Origin of the sequence: Cellulomonas xylanilytica (genome assembly GCF_007989805.1) — a bacterium.
Taxonomy (GTDB): Bacteria; Actinomycetota; Actinomycetes; order Actinomycetales; family Cellulomonadaceae; genus Cellulomonas; species Cellulomonas xylanilytica.
Map to the genome: position 1 here is coordinate 180258 of NZ_BJUB01000009.1, position 14624 is coordinate 194881.

Consider the following 14624-nt stretch of genomic DNA (forward strand, 5'->3'; position numbering starts at 1 on the left):
GGGTCAGACCCGGTCGATCGTGAGGTTCCCCAGGCCACCCGCGACGGTGATCTCGTAGTGGTCGTCGCTCTCGTCGAAGCCGTCGGTGGTGAGCACCGTGCCCGAGCCGATCCCCTGCGTGGACTCCCCGTCGATCTGCGCACCGCCGGCGCCCGACGTGACCGTCACGCGTGCACCGACACCGTCCGGCAGATGGATCACCAGCTGGTCGGCGCCGGCGCGCTGCTCGAGCGGGACGTCCCCGTCGGGACGGGGCAGCGTCAGCTCGATGCTGCGCGCGCCACCGTCGAGCACGATGCCCGTCACCCGGGTGGCGCTCAGGTCGGCGTCCACCGTGTCGGCGCCCGCGGCCAGGTCGACGTCCCACGCGACGTCCTCGGCCAGCCGGACGATCGCGGCACCGCCGTCCAGCGCGACGACGTGCGTGCCGTCGGACTGCTCCGCCCCCGGCCGCGAGTCCGGGGCGGTCGCGCTGACCTCGAGCAGGTCGCCCGCTGCGGCGTCCGTGCCGAGCGTGATCGACGAGGCGTCCCCCGTCAGGGAGAGCGACGCGTCGTCCGCCGACCCGCGGTCGACGGTGACCGGCTCCTCACGGTCGTCGTCCTGCTGGTCGACGCCGACGCCGTCGTCCGGGCGCGGGTTCGGGTCGAAGGGCCACGACGAGCATCCCGTGGAGAGCGCCAGGACCGCGGTGACCAGGGCGGCGAGGACGAGTCTGCGCATCCCGGGACGGTAGTGGCGGTGGCCGCCGGCCGCTCGTCGAGAAGCGTCAGCCGAGGTCGGTGACGGCCTTCGCGATCCGGCGCTCGCGGGTCTCCGGCGTCTTCGCCGCCTCGATCGGCTCGACGATCGCGCGCTGCCGGCTGAACGAGAGGGCGTCGAACGCCGCTCGCGCGGGAGCGCTGAGCGCAGCCGCGAAGTCGTCGGGGACCTCGACCGTGCGCGGGGCGTCGTCGTGCTCGATGTCGACGTCGACCTCCTGACCGGCCTCCACCCCGGCGGCCGCCCGGTTCTCCGCGCTCAGCGGGAGCATCGTCTCGCCCCTGTACGGCGTGACCGTGCTCCGGTAGGAGTGGCCGTTGATGGTCACGACGACCGGGAACCGCGCCCCGCGGTCCATCGCCGCGACCGCCTCCGGAGGGACGGGGATGCCCGTGGCGGACTTGCCGCTCAGCTGGATCGTGCTGCGGAAGCGCATGCTCGCACCCTAGTCACGCATCGGGCCGGACGAGCCGGTCCGCGGCGGACGCGGCGCCGAGCCACGTGTGCGGGTTGCGGTCCCAGCACCAGCCGAGCTTCGCGCGCCGCTCGCTGATCCACACCGCGGGCACCCGCTGGTTGGTCCCGGTGCGCGACGCCAGCAACGAGAAGCACTTGTTCGGGCGGAGCATGTCGGGGCGCACCACGACGAGCGCCACCCCCTCGTCGATGGTCAGCGGTGTGCGCCCGCGGCCCGTGATCGTCACCAGGGCGTCCTCGGGGCGCACGTCGCAGAGGTCCGACCCGGTGTCGACGCCCCAGAGCAGGTACGGCACCGTGGGGACGTCGATCCCTGCGACCGGTCGGTACGTCGGGGCCTCGTCGCGGTCGATCACGCTGACGCCGAGCCGCGAGCCGCGACGCATCGCCGGTGCCAGGTCGTTCAGGTCCAGGCCGGGGAGCACGAGGACGAACGGGACGCCGTCGCCCTCGACGGCGGGCGGTGCGGTGGGCGTCGCCGCCACCTCCGCCAACGGTGCCAGCCGCGCGCGGAACGCGGCGGGATCCTCATCGAGCAGCGCCGCGACGCCCAGGTCGACGTACGCCGTGACCTGGCGGTCGAGCTCGGCCCGCACGTCGGCCTCGGGGTCGAACGCCGTCGCCGCGGCGGAGGCCGGCGCGGTCACGGTCGGGAGCTGCGGGTCGACGGCGGTGACGGGGACGCCCACGGTTGGCCCTCCGGTCGGTGGTCCTGGTCGGCCCACGGTCCCACGCCGTCAGAGCAGCGGCACGCCCTGGTCCAGGACGAGCGGTCCGCCGACCGCACGAGCGGGTCGTGTCCGGCCCTCGTCGTAGGACAGGGCGCTGTAGCGGTGCGCGACGACGAGGCTCGGAGCGCCCGCGTCCGACGCCTCGACGAACACCGCCGCACCCTCGTCGCCCGAGAGCTGCCCGAACCACGCGACCGCCGCCCGTGTCCCGCCGGTGCCGCGCACCCACGCACGGGCCTCCTGCAGCGCGCGGGCCGGGTCGCCGTCGAAACGGCGCGGCTGGTGGTCGTGCGTCGGGCTGCCGTCGACGACCCCGAACGGTGCGGGGACGCCGTCCGACGCGAGCGCGGCCTCGAGCGCCTGCTCCAGCACGCCGAGGGCGATGTCCTGCGCGGCCGGCGACGGGGGCTGGGGAAGCTCGGCCGGGGTCCGGTACGTGGGTGGGGCGGGTGCAGGTACGGGTGCGGGTGCGGGTGCGGGTGCCGCGGCAGGGGTCCTGGAGAACGCCGACGCCAGCGACGTGTGGACGGGCCGGCCGGGACCGGGGCTCGGCGCACCCGGCGCCGGTGCGACGACGTGCGGCGTGGGGAAGGCGCCGCCTGCGGTGGCGAAGTACCCGGCAGGACCCGAGCCGGCCGCGGGACGGGACGGGAGGCCCGCAGCGGCGGCGGACTCCCCGGCCTGCGGCGCACGGGCGGGAAGAGCGCTCGACGACCCGTCCGGCGCAGCGGTGGCCCGCCGAGCGGGGAGGGCGCTCGACAGGTCGCCCGCGGCGGAGGCTGACCCGCGGACGGGCAGGGGGCTCGACCCTCCCTCGGTGGCGGGAGCGGACCCGCGGGCGGGCAGGGCGCTCGGCCCTCCGTCGGTCGCCGGCGCTGACCCGCGAGCGGGAAGCGGAGCCGATGCCGCGTCCGGCGCAGGGGCGGGCGCCCGGGAGGGCAGGACGACGGGGGTCGGGTTGGTCGCCGTGGCCGCCGGCTCCCGCGGCTCGGAGTCCTGCACCTGAGGGGTCGGGCGTCGCGGTGTCGGGACCTCGTGACCGGCCGGCGACGCCAGGTGAGCGGCCGCTGCGGCGACGTACTCGGCGACCCACGTCGGGGTGCAGCCGGTGCGCCAGCGCGCCGCGACGTCGGCCAGCGGGAGCGCGGCATCCTCGCCGGAGAGCGACACGACCGCGGGGGTCGGCGCCGGGCCGGCGGTGCGCAGGGCCCACCGGGAACCCGGGACGCGGGCCACGACCAGGTCCCCGACGCCGACGCCGAGCGCCATGACCATGGACTCCGGGACCGGTGCGCCGGGCTCCGCGGCCCAGCGGGTCCGGGTGGCGTGCAGCAGCGCGCCGACGGCCTGGGCGTCGGACAGGTCGGCACCGCTGCCGCGCAGGTAGGTGCGGGCGCGGTCGAGGTGACCCAGCTCGTCGGCGGTCAGGTTCCGGACCCCGGGAGGTGTGCTGCCGTGGGCGCCGGACGCGGGAAGGGACAGCGTCGGGCGCAGATCGGTCATGCGTGCGGATCGGCCCGCGGCGAGCTCGTCTTGAGGGTGCCCCGCCCGGTTCCACCGGATGGCGGTGGCCGGCTGCTCCCGGCGGGGTCGCGGGGCGCCGGTTAGCCTTGCTGGCGGATCCGACCCGTCGCACGTACCGGAGGAGCGCCATCCGCCGACCGCCACGCAGCATCGTCGCCGTGGTCGCCGCCGTCCTCGTGGTCGGCGGTGCGGGTGGTGCGTGGGCGTGGACGGAGCGCGAGGAGCGTGCGGCCGCCGAGCAGGCCGCGACGCGAGCCCGCGCGGCCGACGCCGTCGAGGCGCAGGTCCGCGACGTCGAGGCCCTCCAGGCGCAGGCCGCCGACGTCGCCGCGGTGCACGCCGCGACCGTCCGGGCCGACGCCCGCTCGGCGCTCGTCGTCGCCGCGGAGCACGCACGCGCCACGCTCGCGACTACCCAGGACGCGGTCGCCGACGACGCCGTCCGGCAGGCTCTGGCCGCGATCCTGGCCGACGTCGACGTCACGCTCGCCGCCACCGACCCCGCCGCCACCGACCCGGCCACCGCGTCAGACCCGTCAGCCGTTGCCGGGACGACGGGCGCCCGCAGCGCGACGGCGCTCCGGGCGGTCACGGCCGCCCTCGTGGCAGCCGACTCCGCGGTCGTCGCCGCGCACGAGGCGTGGCTGCAGGCCGAGGCGGCGTCCGCGGCAGCACGGGCGGTCACACCGGCGCCGTCGAGACCGGCACCGCGCCCTGCTGCCGGCGGCAGCGCGCCGTCGTGCGACACCACCTACACCGGCCCGCCGTTCTACACCTCGCCCGCGACGGCCGGGGGCGACGGCTCGAACGGCCGGCTTCCCCCGGAGTCGCTCAGCGCGATCTCGTGGGACGTCGACCCCCGTGGCACGCCGTACTTCCTGACCAACGCCGCGGCGGCCGCGCTGGAGCGCCTCAACGACGCGTTCCGTGGTCAGTTCGGGCACGACCTGGACCTGGACCTGACCTACCGCGACTACGACACCCAGGTGGCGATGCGGGAGGCGCTCGGTTCGGTCGCCGCCAAGCCGGGCACGTCGTCGCACGGCACCGGACTGGCCCTCGACGTGCCCGAGCTCCCCTGCGAGTACGGCTGGGACACCCCGCAACGCGACTGGCTGGTGTCGAACGGTCCCGCGTACGGGTGGGTGTCGCCGTCGTGGGCAGGGAAGAACGGCTCGAACCCGGAGTACTGGCACTTCGAGTTCCGCGGCTGAGCCGTCAGCGCACGTCCACGGGCCGCACCGCGTCGGCGCTCGACGGGACGGTCAGCAGCGAGATCACGGCGCCACCGGCGAGCAGCCCCGCGCACACGAACATCGCGACGCGATTGGCCGGCTCGAGGGACGCGGGGTCGGTGAGGGTCGACCCGACGCCGGCGACGAGCGGCAGCACGGCGATGGCCAGGAGGCCTGCCACGCGCGCGACGGCGTTGTTGACCCCGCTGGCCACCCCGGCCAGGTGGTCGGGGGCGGCGGCGAGCGCGGTCGTCGTGAGCGGGGCGACGGTCGCCGACAACCCCAGCCCGAACACGACGATCCCCGGCAGGACGTGCGTCAGGTAGGGCGACTCCGGGCCGATCCCGGCGAGCATCACCGCACCGACCGCGCACACCAGCGGGCCGACCGTCATCGGGATCTTGGGGCCCATGAGGGTGCTCAACGCTCCGGCCCGCGGGGAGAGCAGAAGCATGAGCACGGTGACCGGCAGCGGCGCCAGGCCGGCGGCGAGCGGGGAGTAGCCGGCGACCACCTGCAGCGTCACGACGAGGAAGAAGAACAGCCCTGACAGTGCGGCGTAGATGAGCAGCGTGGCCGCGTTGGTGCCCGCGAACGGCCGCCAGCGGAACAGCTTGGGCGGCAGCAGGGGCGCGGCGGCGCGGGACTCGGCGATGACGAACGCGACCATCGCCAGGACGCCGAACGCCAGGGTGCCCAGGACGAGGGCGTCCGGGGTGCCGCGCTCGGTCCAGATGGTGAACCCGTACGTCAGACCGGCCAGGCCGAGTGCACCCAGGACCGTCCCCGCGACGTCCAGCTTCTTGACCGCTGTCGGGTCCGCGCTCTCCGGCACGTGCCGCACCGCGACCCACACGACGACCGCGGCGAGCGGCAGGTTGATGCCGAAGATCCAGCGCCAGGTGGTCACCTCGACGATCCAGCCGCCGAGGAACGGCGCGACCGCGCCGGCGATGCCCCCGAGCCCCGACCAGGCACCGATCGCGCGCCCGCGGTCGGTGCCGCTGAAGGTCGCCTGGATGATCGCCAGCGACCCCGGCGTCAGCAGTGCACCTCCGACGCCCTGGAACGCCCGCGCCGCGTTGAGCACCCCGATCGTCGGCGCGACCGCACACAGCAGCGACGCGACCGCGAACCAGACGACCCCGACGAGGAACACCCTGCGCCGCCCGAAGCGGTCCCCGAGCGAGCCGCCCAGCAGCAGGAACGCCGCGAGAGTCAAGGCGTAGGCGTTGACGGTCCACTGCAGGTCCGCGGTGCTGGCGTCGAGGTCCTCGGCGATCGTCGGCAGCGCGATCGTGACCACGGTGGCGTCGATGAACGCGATCGCGGACCCGAGCACCGTGGCGAACAGGATCCAGCGCCCCCGGGCGGAGGCGTAGACGATGGCGCCCGCAGGCTCAGCGGGGGCGGTCACGGTCCTTGCTCGGCTGCACGCGCTTCGGCTCTCCGGGCATCTTGGGGTACTCCGGCGGGTACGGCAGGTCGCTCTCGCCCTCCAGCTCCTGGCGCTCGGCGAGCTCCAGGAGCGACTCGATGGAGCCGCGGGGCTCCGCGTGGCCGACGAGCGCGGCGAACAGGTCCCCGACCTCGGCGAACCGGGCCGGCATCGTCGTCACGTCGAAGTCGTTCGGGTGGACGTCGGCCACCTCGTCCCAGCGCAGCGGCGCGGAGACGGTGGCGCGCGGGTTGCTGCGGATGGAGTAGGCCGACGCGATGGTGCGGTCGCGGGCCATCTGGTTGTAGTCGATGAAGATCTTCTGGCCGCGCTCCTCCTTCCACCACTTCATGGTCACGTCGTCGGGCAGCCGTCGCTCCAGCTCCCGGCCGAACGCGATGGTGGCCCGGCGGGCCTCGACGAAGGACCAGCGCGGCTCGATGGGCACGAAGACGTGGATGCCCCGGCCGCCGGACGTCTTCGGGGTGCCCTCCAGGCCGTGCTCGGACAGCAGCTCGCGCACGTGCGGTGCGACGCGGGCGGCGTCGTCGAAGTCGGTACCCGGCTGAGGGTCGAGGTCGATGCGCAGCTGGTCGGGGGAGTCCACGTCGTCCCCGAGCACCGGCCACGGGTGGAACGTCAGCGTGCCCAGGTTGGCTGCCCACGCGACGACGGCCAGCTCGCTGGGCGCCACCTCGTCGGCCGTCCGGCCGCTGGGGAACGAGATCCGGGCGGTCTGCACGTACTCCGGCGCACCCTGCGGGACACGCTTCTGGTAGAACGCGTCTCCCGTCGAGTCCATCCGCGTCGACAGCCTGGCGCCCTCGAACACGCCCTTGGGCCAGCGTTCCAGGGTGGTCGGGCGGTCCAGCAGCGCGCCGAGGATGCCGTCGCCGACCGACACGAAGTACTGGACGACGTCCAGCTTGGTCAGCCCGCGCTCCGGGAAGTAGATCTTGTCCGGGCTGCTGACGCGGACCGTCCGGCCGCGCACCTCGAGCTCGACCGCGGGGGGCTTCGACGGGGACATGCCCTTCAACCTAGGGGCACGTCGGCGTGCATGCCCAGGTCAACCGGCACCGATCAGTCCTCGCTGGTGGGCGACCGACACGGCTTCCGCGCGCCCCGAGACGCCGAGCTTGGCCAGCAGGTTGGAGATGTGCACCGAGACGGTCTTGGCGGAGATGAAGAGCTTCTCGCCGATCTGCCGGTTGGACAGCCCCTGCGCGACGAGCGCCAGCACCTCGGCCTCGCGGGCGGTCAGCACGTCGACGCCACCCACCCGTACGCCCGGCAGGTCCAGCCGCCCCCGACGTGCCAGGCCCCGGACCGCGGTGGCCAGCGGGACGGCGCCCATCGCGTCCGCGTCCGCGAGGGCAAGCCCCGCCTCGTCGCGCGCGCCGTCGCGGTCCCCGGACTCCAGCAGCGCCTCGGCGAGCCGGAACCGGCTACGCGCCACCTCGTAGCGGTACCCGAAGTCGAACTCCGCGACCGTCTCCCGCCACAGGACCACGTCGCTGAGCCCGGTGAGCCGCGAGTGCTCGGCGTGCGCGCGTGCCAGCCACGCACGCCCCTCCGGGCCCAGCCGTCCGCCGCGAGGACGACCGCGCTCGGCCGTCGTCCGTGCCCGCTCCAGCAGCCGGTCGCCCAGCGCGACGCGCTCGGACACGTCCCGTCCGAGCAGCCGCTCCTGCGCGGCCGCGTCGGCCAGGGCGCTCAGGGCGAGCGCGACCAGCCAGATGCCACCCAGGAAGTAGTCCGACCACGCGCGCCACAGGTGCTCGAGCAGCCGCAGCGCGAGCGCGATGGCCTCGTCCAGCTCGCCGCGCCACGTGTGGGCGTCGATGGTGCAGCCGCCGGCGATCAGCGCGATCAGCCCGTCGCGCGACCACCGGGGCTCCAGGGCGTACCCGCGCTCCGTGGCGTCGCTGTCCCCGCGGGCCGCGGCGGCGTACAGGTTCACGGCGATCAGCGTGTCGGCCAGCTCGTCCGGCACCGCGCCGATCGTCGCCGGCGTCAGGTCGCCCGAGACGTACCGGATGAGGTGCGTGAACATGTGCAGCTCGACGCCGTAGACGCTCCACGTCATGCCGAGCGACCGGGCGCGCTCCACGCCGTCGGCCGTCACCCGCGTGGCGCCCGGCAGGTCACCCGCGTAGTACCGGTTGCTCGCCAGGTTGTACATGGTGCGCAGCTCGGTGGCGTAGTCGCACGCCTCCCGCGCACGGGCGAGGGCGCTGCGCAGCAGCTCGGCCGCCCGGGCCTCGTCGTCCACGACGAGCACCGCGAGCGTGGTCAGCGCGTCGGACTCGGCGTCGGCGGCGCCCGCCTGCCGCGCCAGCTCGACCGCGCGCGTCGCGCTCGCCACCGCCTCGTCGTCCAGGTCGGCGTTCAGCGCGCTGCGCGCGTACGTCGCCAGGGCCCACGCCCGGGCCGGGGTCGCGGTGTCGGGCAGGTCGGCCAGGGCCCGCGACGACTGCTCCAGCGCGTCGTGGATGCTCTCCACGCCGAGCAGGTACCGCGCGAGGGTCGTGCGGAGGTCGGCCTGGCGCGGGACGTCGGGCGCGGTCTCCTCGACCGCCGCGCGTGCGAGCTGCACCGCTCGGTCGACCTGGCCCGCGCTGCTCGCCGCCGCCGCCGCGGAGACGAGCACGCCGACGTGGTCGATCCCGAGCGTGGCAGTCACCTCCGGCACGGCGTCCCACAGCCGCAGGACGACCTCCAGGTGACGGAGCTCCTCCGCGGGCGCGAGCACCTCGTGGGCCTGGTCGGCCGCGTCGAGCGACGCCCGCAGTGCCGTCGGCAGGTCCGGTGCGCGCAGCGCGTGCGAGGCCAGCTGCGACGACGGGCCGAGGTTCGGGTCGTCCCGCAGCACGCGCAGGTAGGCGCGGTGCAGCGACGACTGCTCCCCGGGCAGGAGGTCCGTGTACACGGCCTCCGCCAGCAGCGCGTGCCGGAACGCGATGAGCTCGTCCTCACCCACGAGGACGTGGTGCGTCACCGCCTCGCGCAGCGCCGAGTCGAACCCGCCGTTCAGCTGTGGGTCCCCGTCGGCGGCGACCGCCGCGCGCAGGAGCGGCTCCGACACCCGGCGGCCGGCCGCGGACGCGATGCGGGCCAGGCGCTGGACCGACGGGTCGAGCAGCTCGAGGCGGGCCCGCAGCACGTCGGCGAGCGACCAGGGCAGCTCGTCGGCCTCGGCGCCGGCCTCCAGGAGCTCCTCGGCGAAGTACGCGTTGCCCTCGGACCGGTCGATGACCCGGCGCAGCGTGGACTCCGTGAGCGGCGTCCCGCTCAGGGCGGTGGTGAACTCGCGCAGCTCGTCGTCGGTGAACGGGGACAGGTCCAGCCGCTCGACCCGCGGGTGCCGGCCGAGCTCCGTCGCGACGGGCTTCCACGGGTGGCGCCGGTGCAGGTCGTCCGTGCGGTAGCTGGCGACGACCAGGAGGTGCTGGTCGCGCAGGCGCGAGACGAGGAAGCGCAGGACGTCGCGGCTGGACGCGTCGGCCCAGTGCAGGTCCTCCAGGACCAGCAGGAGCGGGTGCCCCGGACGGCCGACCGCACCGAGCACCTCGACCAGCCCGTCGAACAGCTGGAGCCGGCTCGACTGGTCGTCCGGTGCGCCTCCCGAGCCGGTCGGGCCGGGCAGCAGCCGCGCGAGCGCCGGGCGGTTGGCCACGACCGCGCCGACCGCCTCGGGGTCCAGCGCGTACAGCTGCGACAGCGCCTCGGCGAACGGCAGGTACGGCAGGCCGATCTCGCCGAGGTCGACGCAGTGCGCGACGACGACCCGGGCTCCGGTCGCGTCCGCCAGCTCGGCGACGTGCCGCAGCAGGCGGGTCTTGCCGACCCCCGCGTCGGCGCCGATCAGCACCGTCGTGGGCTCGCCGGCGCCCGCACGCTGCAGAGCCAGCGTGAGCTGGTCGACCTGCTGCGCACGGGCGACGAAGGGTGTGCTCATCGAGCCGCGTGCCATGTCTCCGATCCTCGCAGCAGCCACCCACGCGCCGCACTCACCCGCTCTCGGGCGGGCCGTTCCGCGGGTGCCGAGGACGCCGCCGTGGTCGCCGCGACGGCGTGCGCCGAGCCGGGCTCGTGCGTGGTCGCCTCGAGCAGGTCGTCGTGCTCCCCGCCGCGCGGGTCGCGCGTGTCCCCGTACGGGGCGTGGCGCAGCGCCGTGAACAGGCGCTCGTGACGGTAGGCGAGCTCGGCGTCGAGGCCAGGTCCCCAGAAGTCAGCCATGGTGTCCTCCTCAGTCCGCCGGACGGTCTGCCCGGCTCTCGTTGACGAGGACGACTCTCGTCGTGAGGGGGTGGTCCGCGGATCGGGCGGTCGACGGGTCCTGGACGACCGGTCGGGCTGAGGCGCGTCTGAGGTGGGTCTGAGGTGGTCTGAGGTACCTCAGGGACGGGGGTGCACGATGGGGGCATGGGACTCGTGCAGGTCGCCCAGCGTGCGCAGGACCTCGATCGCGCGGCCGCGTTCTACGAGGACCTCCTCGGCCGCCCGCCGACCGCGCGGTTCGACCCGCCGGGCCTGCTGTTCTTCGACCTCGACGGCGTCCGGCTGCTGCTGGAGGTCGGGGCACCGTCCGCGCTGCTCTACCTGCGGGTCGACGACCTCGCGGCGACGGTCGAGCGGCTGCGCGGTCGGGGCGTCGTCGTGGAGTCGGAGCCGCACGTGATCTTCCGCCACGAGGACGGCACGCTCGGTCCCGCCGGGACGGACGAGCGTCACGCGTTCGTCCGCGACTCCGAGGACAACCTCGTCGGTCTCGTCGAGCTCACCTGACGCCCCCGTTCACCCGGACGCGTCCGCGGTCCCCCCAAGCGGGAACGGACCAGGTCGGGCAGGCTGGGCGGGTGGGCGATGTGCGAGATCTCCGGAGTGCGAAGAGTGCGCGTCGACGCGACGCGCAGGTCGTCGACGTCGAGCTCGTCGTGGACGCCGAGCGTTCCGCGCCCCGCGCCGCGCGCCACTGGGTGATGCAGACCATCGCCGGTGCCGGGGTCGGCGGGGCGTCGAACCAGGTGGTCGAGCTCCTCACGGGCGAGCTGGTGTCCAACGCCGTCGTGCACGGTCCCCACACCGGGACGGTGCGCGTGCAGGTGCGGATCGACGGCGACCTCGTGCGCGTCGGGGTCCGCGACACCGGAGGCGGCACACCGACGGTCGGGCACCCCGAGCCGACGGCCCCCAGCGGGCGCGGGCTGGCGCTCGTCGAGGCGCTCTCCTCGGACTGGGGCACGCAGGTCCACCCGGACGGCAAGACGGTGTGGTTCGAGATCCGCGCCGACGAGTGACGCCCTCGGGACCGTCGACACGCCCGAGTCGTCCGGAGGCGCGCGACGCCCCCACGTGGCCGTCGGTCCCTGCTCAGAGCCGCTCCCGCGGCGGTGCGTACTGCCCTGGCCTGCGGTTCCGCCATGCACGCGGAGCCGGTGCGGCGTAGTTTCGGGGGCGGACGACCGCGGAGCGAGGGGCAACGACACCATGAGTGACCATGGGGACGGCAGCGACGGCACGAGCACGTCGACGACGACGACCCGACTGCCCGACATCCGCGCCGAGGTGCGCGACGACGGCACCGGCGAGATCTCGATCGACGGCGTCATCGAGCGCGTACGGATGGCGAACCTCGCCGAGGCGGGGGCGGCCATCACCACCCGGATCGCGGAGCTGGCGGGAACCGTCGGTCAGCCGGTGCCGGTCGAGGTGCGCGACCCCGACGGGGTCTGGTCGCTCCTGATCCACCCGGACGGCCTCGTCGACGAGGCACCCGGCCCGCTGGACGACCAGCCGGCGGACGGCGCCCCGGGAGACGCGGCGCCGGACGTGGAGCCGGTCGTCGGGACGCCCGACGCCGACGCCAAGCCCGGGGCGAGCGCGGCCCGCGCCGCATCCGGCACGCCGAGCACCGACCGCCCGACGCCGCCGGCCACAGGCTCCCTGACCGCGCCTCCGTCGCCGGCCGCCGCCGACCCGGGCCCGGCCTCGCCGTCGCCGTCCGCGACCGCACCGGTCACGGGCACGTCGTCGGGTCCTGCGAGCGGCTCGACGCCCGCCGCGACCCGCGGACCATCCGCGACGCGTGCGACCACCGGCCGGCCGCAGGAGAACGCCTCAGCGGTCGCGCCGGACACCGAGACCCCGGGCGGACCCCCCGGGGCGGCTCCGTCCGGACCGTCGCAGCCGCTCCCGACGCTCGACGACCTCCTCGCCGCACGCCACCCGGCGGCGTCCGGCGGACCGGCCGAGCACGGGTGGCAGGCGGGCATCCGTAGGCTCACGTTCGGTGCGGTCTCCCCGGGGCCGGGTCGTGACGAGCGTCGCCGACGGATCGCGGCGGCCTCCGTGCGCCGGACGCTGGACGGCCCCAAGACGATCGTGATCATCAACCCCAAGGGTGGGGCCCACAAGACGACCGCGACTATGCTGCTGGCGGCGACGTTCGGCCTCCAGCGCGGTGGGTACACGCTTGCGTGGGACAACAACGAGACGCGCGGGACCCTCGGGTGGCGCTCCTCGCACGCCGACCACACCCGCACGGCCGTCGACCTCCTGAACGCCCTGCCGGCGCTCGGCTCCGCGGGCACCGTCCGCATCGGCGACCTCGACGGGTTCGTGCGGACGCAGCCCAGCGAGCAGTTCGACGTCCTCGCGTCCGACGAGAACTCCGCGTCGGCGTCCTCCGTCGACGCGGACTCCTTCACGTCGCTGCACCAGGTGCTCTCCCGGTTCTACCGGGTCCTCGTCATCGACACGGGCAACAACATGCGGGCCTCGAACTGGCAGGCCGCCGTCTCCGCCGCCGACCAGATCGTCGTCGTCTCCACGGTCCGCGAGGACACCGCCCAGTCGGCCGCCTGGGCGCTCGACGCGCTGCGTGCCACCGGGCACGACGAGGCCGTCCGCCGCGCGGTCACCGTGCTGTCCGCGCCGGAGCCGAAGGTCGACAAGGACCTGCAGAAGCGGCTCCGGTCCCACTTCGGGGCGCTCACCCGGGCCGTGCTCGACGTGCCGCACGACAAGGCCCTCGTCGCCGGCGGACCCATCGACTACGACGCGCTCAGCACCACGACGCGCGACGCCTGGCTCCGCGTCACCGCGGTCGTCGCCGACGGCCTCTGACCCGCCCGGGCCGTACCAAGGCCGAACCCGACCCGGCGGCCGCCATCCGCCCGTGAACGTCACCGGTGTCGGCTTCGGCCCGTCCGGGTGCGAACCCGACGGTGCGAACCCGACGTGGGTGCCGCCATCCGCCCCTTGAACGTCACTGGTGTCGGGTTCGGCCCGTTCGGCTCCGAACCGGACAGGGGTGCCGCCGTCCGACCCCGTGACGGCACGGGTGTCGGGGTCCTCGTCGCTGGTCGTCGACAGCGCGTCACCGATGGTTCCGCTCGTCCCGGTGCGACCGGACGCGGGTGCTGCCGTCAGGCGGATCGTCGGGTGCTCGTCGGCGGGATCTCGATTCTTTCTCGCGCACGTGCAAGATCGGCTCCGCTCACGACAGAGAGCAGGTGAGAGAGTCCGTCCGACCACGAGCAGAGGAGCACCGTGCCGCTGACACCGAGCACGCCCGACAGCGCGACCGTCCCCCTGCCGGACGGCACGTCGCTGCGGGCAGCCGGCGCGGTCTCCGGCACAGTGGACGGCATGGCCGACGACGCGGACGGCAGCACGCCTGAGGGGCCCGCCGGCGCCCTGCACGACGAGGCGTGGTTCGAGGCGCTCGTCCGGCAGCACGCCACCGCGGTGCACCGGTTCGTCGTCCGGCGCGCAGGTCGCGACGAGGCGGAGGACCTTGCGGCCGACGTGCTCACGGTCGCGTGGCGCCGTCGCGCGGACGTGCCGGACGGCGCCGAGCTGCCGTGGCTGTACCGGACCGCGGGATTCGTCGTCGCCAACCACCGTCGCAAGGGGCGCCCGGTGCCCGTCGGGGACGTGCCGGACGAGGCCGACTCGGACGACCCGGCGGTTCGTGCGATCCAGGAGGAGCGGGTGCGCGAGGTGCTCGGCGCCCTCAGTCCTCGCGACCGCGAGATCCTCCTGCTCAACGCGTGGGAGGGCCTGTCGGGCGACGCGCTCGCCCACGTGCTCGGCATCGGCCGCGGCGGCGCGGACGCAGCCCTGAGCCGCGCCCGGTCCCGCCTCCGCGAGGCCTGGGCCACCGCAGAGGCCTAACGGCCACCGCACCGGCCAGCCGCCCTCGCCCGCGAGAGCGGCACTTCACGACGAGGACGGCAGTTCAAACTGCCGCGCTCGTCGCGGACTGCCGCGTTCGTCGCGGACTGCCGCGTTCGTCGCGGACTGCCGCGTTCGTCGCGGACTGCCGCGCTCGTCGCAGACTGCCGCGCTCGTCGCAGTCTGCCGCGCTCGCCGCCGCTGTCCCTCTCGAGGCGTGACGCCTGCCGCGAGCGTCGACCGACCGTGAGGGCGGCACTTCGCGACGAGGAC

The 14624-nt window shown here is 75.1% G+C and carries 13 protein-coding genes; 5 read left to right on the forward strand and 8 right to left on the reverse strand.

The window, feature by feature from the left end; all coding sequences use genetic code 11:
- Positions 1-3: 3 nt before the first annotated feature.
- From CXY01_RS20905 to CXY01_RS15040, 4 genes are read right to left on the reverse strand one after another with little or no spacing between them, the layout of a single operon-like run.
- Positions 4-723 (reverse strand): hypothetical protein, encoded by a 720-nt coding sequence (locus CXY01_RS20905; protein ID WP_186813421.1) that lies wholly within the window; start codon positions 721-723, stop codon positions 4-6.
- Positions 724-769: 46 nt separating this feature from the next.
- On the reverse strand, positions 770-1198 hold the full coding sequence (locus CXY01_RS15030) for a YdeI/OmpD-associated family protein (RefSeq protein WP_146928449.1): 429 nt from the start codon (positions 1196-1198) through the stop codon (positions 770-772).
- 13 nt (positions 1199-1211) lie between these two features.
- The gene (locus CXY01_RS15035) at positions 1212-1928 is read right to left on the reverse strand and encodes a DUF5701 family protein (RefSeq protein ID WP_222594561.1); all 717 of its coding nucleotides are present in this window, start codon (positions 1926-1928) and stop codon (positions 1212-1214) included.
- 48 nt (positions 1929-1976) lie between these two features.
- Positions 1977-3473 (reverse strand): hypothetical protein, encoded by a 1497-nt coding sequence (locus tag CXY01_RS15040; RefSeq protein WP_146928452.1) that lies wholly within the window; start codon positions 3471-3473, stop codon positions 1977-1979.
- Positions 3474-3652: 179 nt separating this feature from the next.
- Between CXY01_RS15040 and CXY01_RS15045 the strand changes: the two genes are divergently transcribed.
- On the forward strand, positions 3653-4708 hold the full coding sequence (locus tag CXY01_RS15045) for a M15 family metallopeptidase (RefSeq protein ID WP_246125390.1): 1056 nt from the start codon (positions 3653-3655) through the stop codon (positions 4706-4708).
- 4 nt (positions 4709-4712) lie between these two features.
- Here the strand turns inward: CXY01_RS15045 and CXY01_RS15050 are convergent, their stop codons facing one another.
- Genes CXY01_RS15050 through CXY01_RS15065 form a run of 4 tightly spaced genes read right to left on the reverse strand, consistent with a single transcriptional unit; the run spans position 4713 to position 10409 of the window.
- Complete coding sequence (locus CXY01_RS15050; RefSeq protein WP_146928458.1) at positions 4713-6146, reverse strand: DHA2 family efflux MFS transporter permease subunit; 1434 nt, start codon at positions 6144-6146, stop codon at positions 4713-4715.
- Positions 6130-7197, reverse strand: a complete 1068-nt coding sequence (locus CXY01_RS15055; RefSeq protein WP_146928461.1) for a DNA polymerase domain-containing protein — start codon at positions 7195-7197, stop codon at positions 6130-6132. Before CXY01_RS15055 ends, CXY01_RS15050 begins: the two co-directional genes overlap by 17 nt.
- A 39-nt stretch (positions 7198-7236) precedes the next feature.
- Entirely contained in the window at positions 7237-10143 is a 2907-nt protein-coding gene (locus CXY01_RS21325) for a helix-turn-helix transcriptional regulator (protein ID WP_281285326.1), read from the reverse strand.
- Positions 10125-10409 (reverse strand): hypothetical protein, encoded by a 285-nt coding sequence (locus CXY01_RS15065; RefSeq protein WP_146928464.1) that lies wholly within the window; start codon positions 10407-10409, stop codon positions 10125-10127. Before CXY01_RS15065 ends, CXY01_RS21325 begins: the two co-directional genes overlap by 19 nt.
- A 186-nt stretch (positions 10410-10595) precedes the next feature.
- Here CXY01_RS15065 and CXY01_RS15070 point away from each other — a divergent pair, with 186 nt between their 5' ends.
- The 4 genes from CXY01_RS15070 (at position 10596) to CXY01_RS15085 (ending at position 14351) form a co-directional block, all read left to right on the forward strand.
- The gene (locus tag CXY01_RS15070) at positions 10596-10958 is read left to right on the forward strand and encodes a VOC family protein (RefSeq protein ID WP_146928468.1); all 363 of its coding nucleotides are present in this window, start codon (positions 10596-10598) and stop codon (positions 10956-10958) included.
- Between the two features lie 80 nt (positions 10959-11038).
- Positions 11039-11470: an ATP-binding protein gene (locus CXY01_RS15075; RefSeq protein WP_246125392.1), complete on the forward strand. Its 432-nt coding sequence runs from the start codon at positions 11039-11041 to the stop codon at positions 11468-11470.
- Between the two features lie 190 nt (positions 11471-11660).
- Positions 11661-13298 (forward strand): chromosome partitioning protein, encoded by a 1638-nt coding sequence (locus tag CXY01_RS15080; protein ID WP_146928475.1) that lies wholly within the window; start codon positions 11661-11663, stop codon positions 13296-13298.
- 426 nt (positions 13299-13724) lie between these two features.
- A complete protein-coding gene (locus CXY01_RS15085; protein WP_307724400.1) occupies positions 13725-14351 on the forward strand; it encodes an RNA polymerase sigma factor in 627 nt (208 codons plus the stop codon).
- Positions 14352-14624 lie beyond the last annotated feature (273 nt).

What these genes read in the sequence shown, in the direction of transcription:
- CXY01_RS20905 (WP_186813421.1), bottom strand. Translation starts at nt 723, where the DNA reads ATGCGCAGACTCGTCCTCGCCGCCCTGGTCACCGCGGTCCTGGCGCTC.
- CXY01_RS15040 (WP_146928452.1), bottom strand. Translation starts at nt 3,473, where the DNA reads ATGACCGATCTGCGCCCGACGCTGTCCCTTCCCGCGTCCGGCGCCCAC.
- CXY01_RS15030 (WP_146928449.1), bottom strand. Translation starts at nt 1,198, where the DNA reads ATGCGCTTCCGCAGCACGATCCAGCTGAGCGGCAAGTCCGCCACGGGC.
- CXY01_RS15070 (WP_146928468.1), top strand. Translation starts at nt 10,596, where the DNA reads ATGGGACTCGTGCAGGTCGCCCAGCGTGCGCAGGACCTCGATCGCGCG.
- CXY01_RS15080 (WP_146928475.1), top strand. Translation starts at nt 11,661, where the DNA reads ATGAGTGACCATGGGGACGGCAGCGACGGCACGAGCACGTCGACGACG.
- CXY01_RS15055 (WP_146928461.1), bottom strand. Translation starts at nt 7,197, where the DNA reads ATGTCCCCGTCGAAGCCCCCCGCGGTCGAGCTCGAGGTGCGCGGCCGG.
- CXY01_RS15065 (WP_146928464.1), bottom strand. Translation starts at nt 10,409, where the DNA reads ATGGCTGACTTCTGGGGACCTGGCCTCGACGCCGAGCTCGCCTACCGT.
- CXY01_RS21325 (WP_281285326.1), bottom strand. Translation starts at nt 10,143, where the DNA reads ATGGCACGCGGCTCGATGAGCACACCCTTCGTCGCCCGTGCGCAGCAG.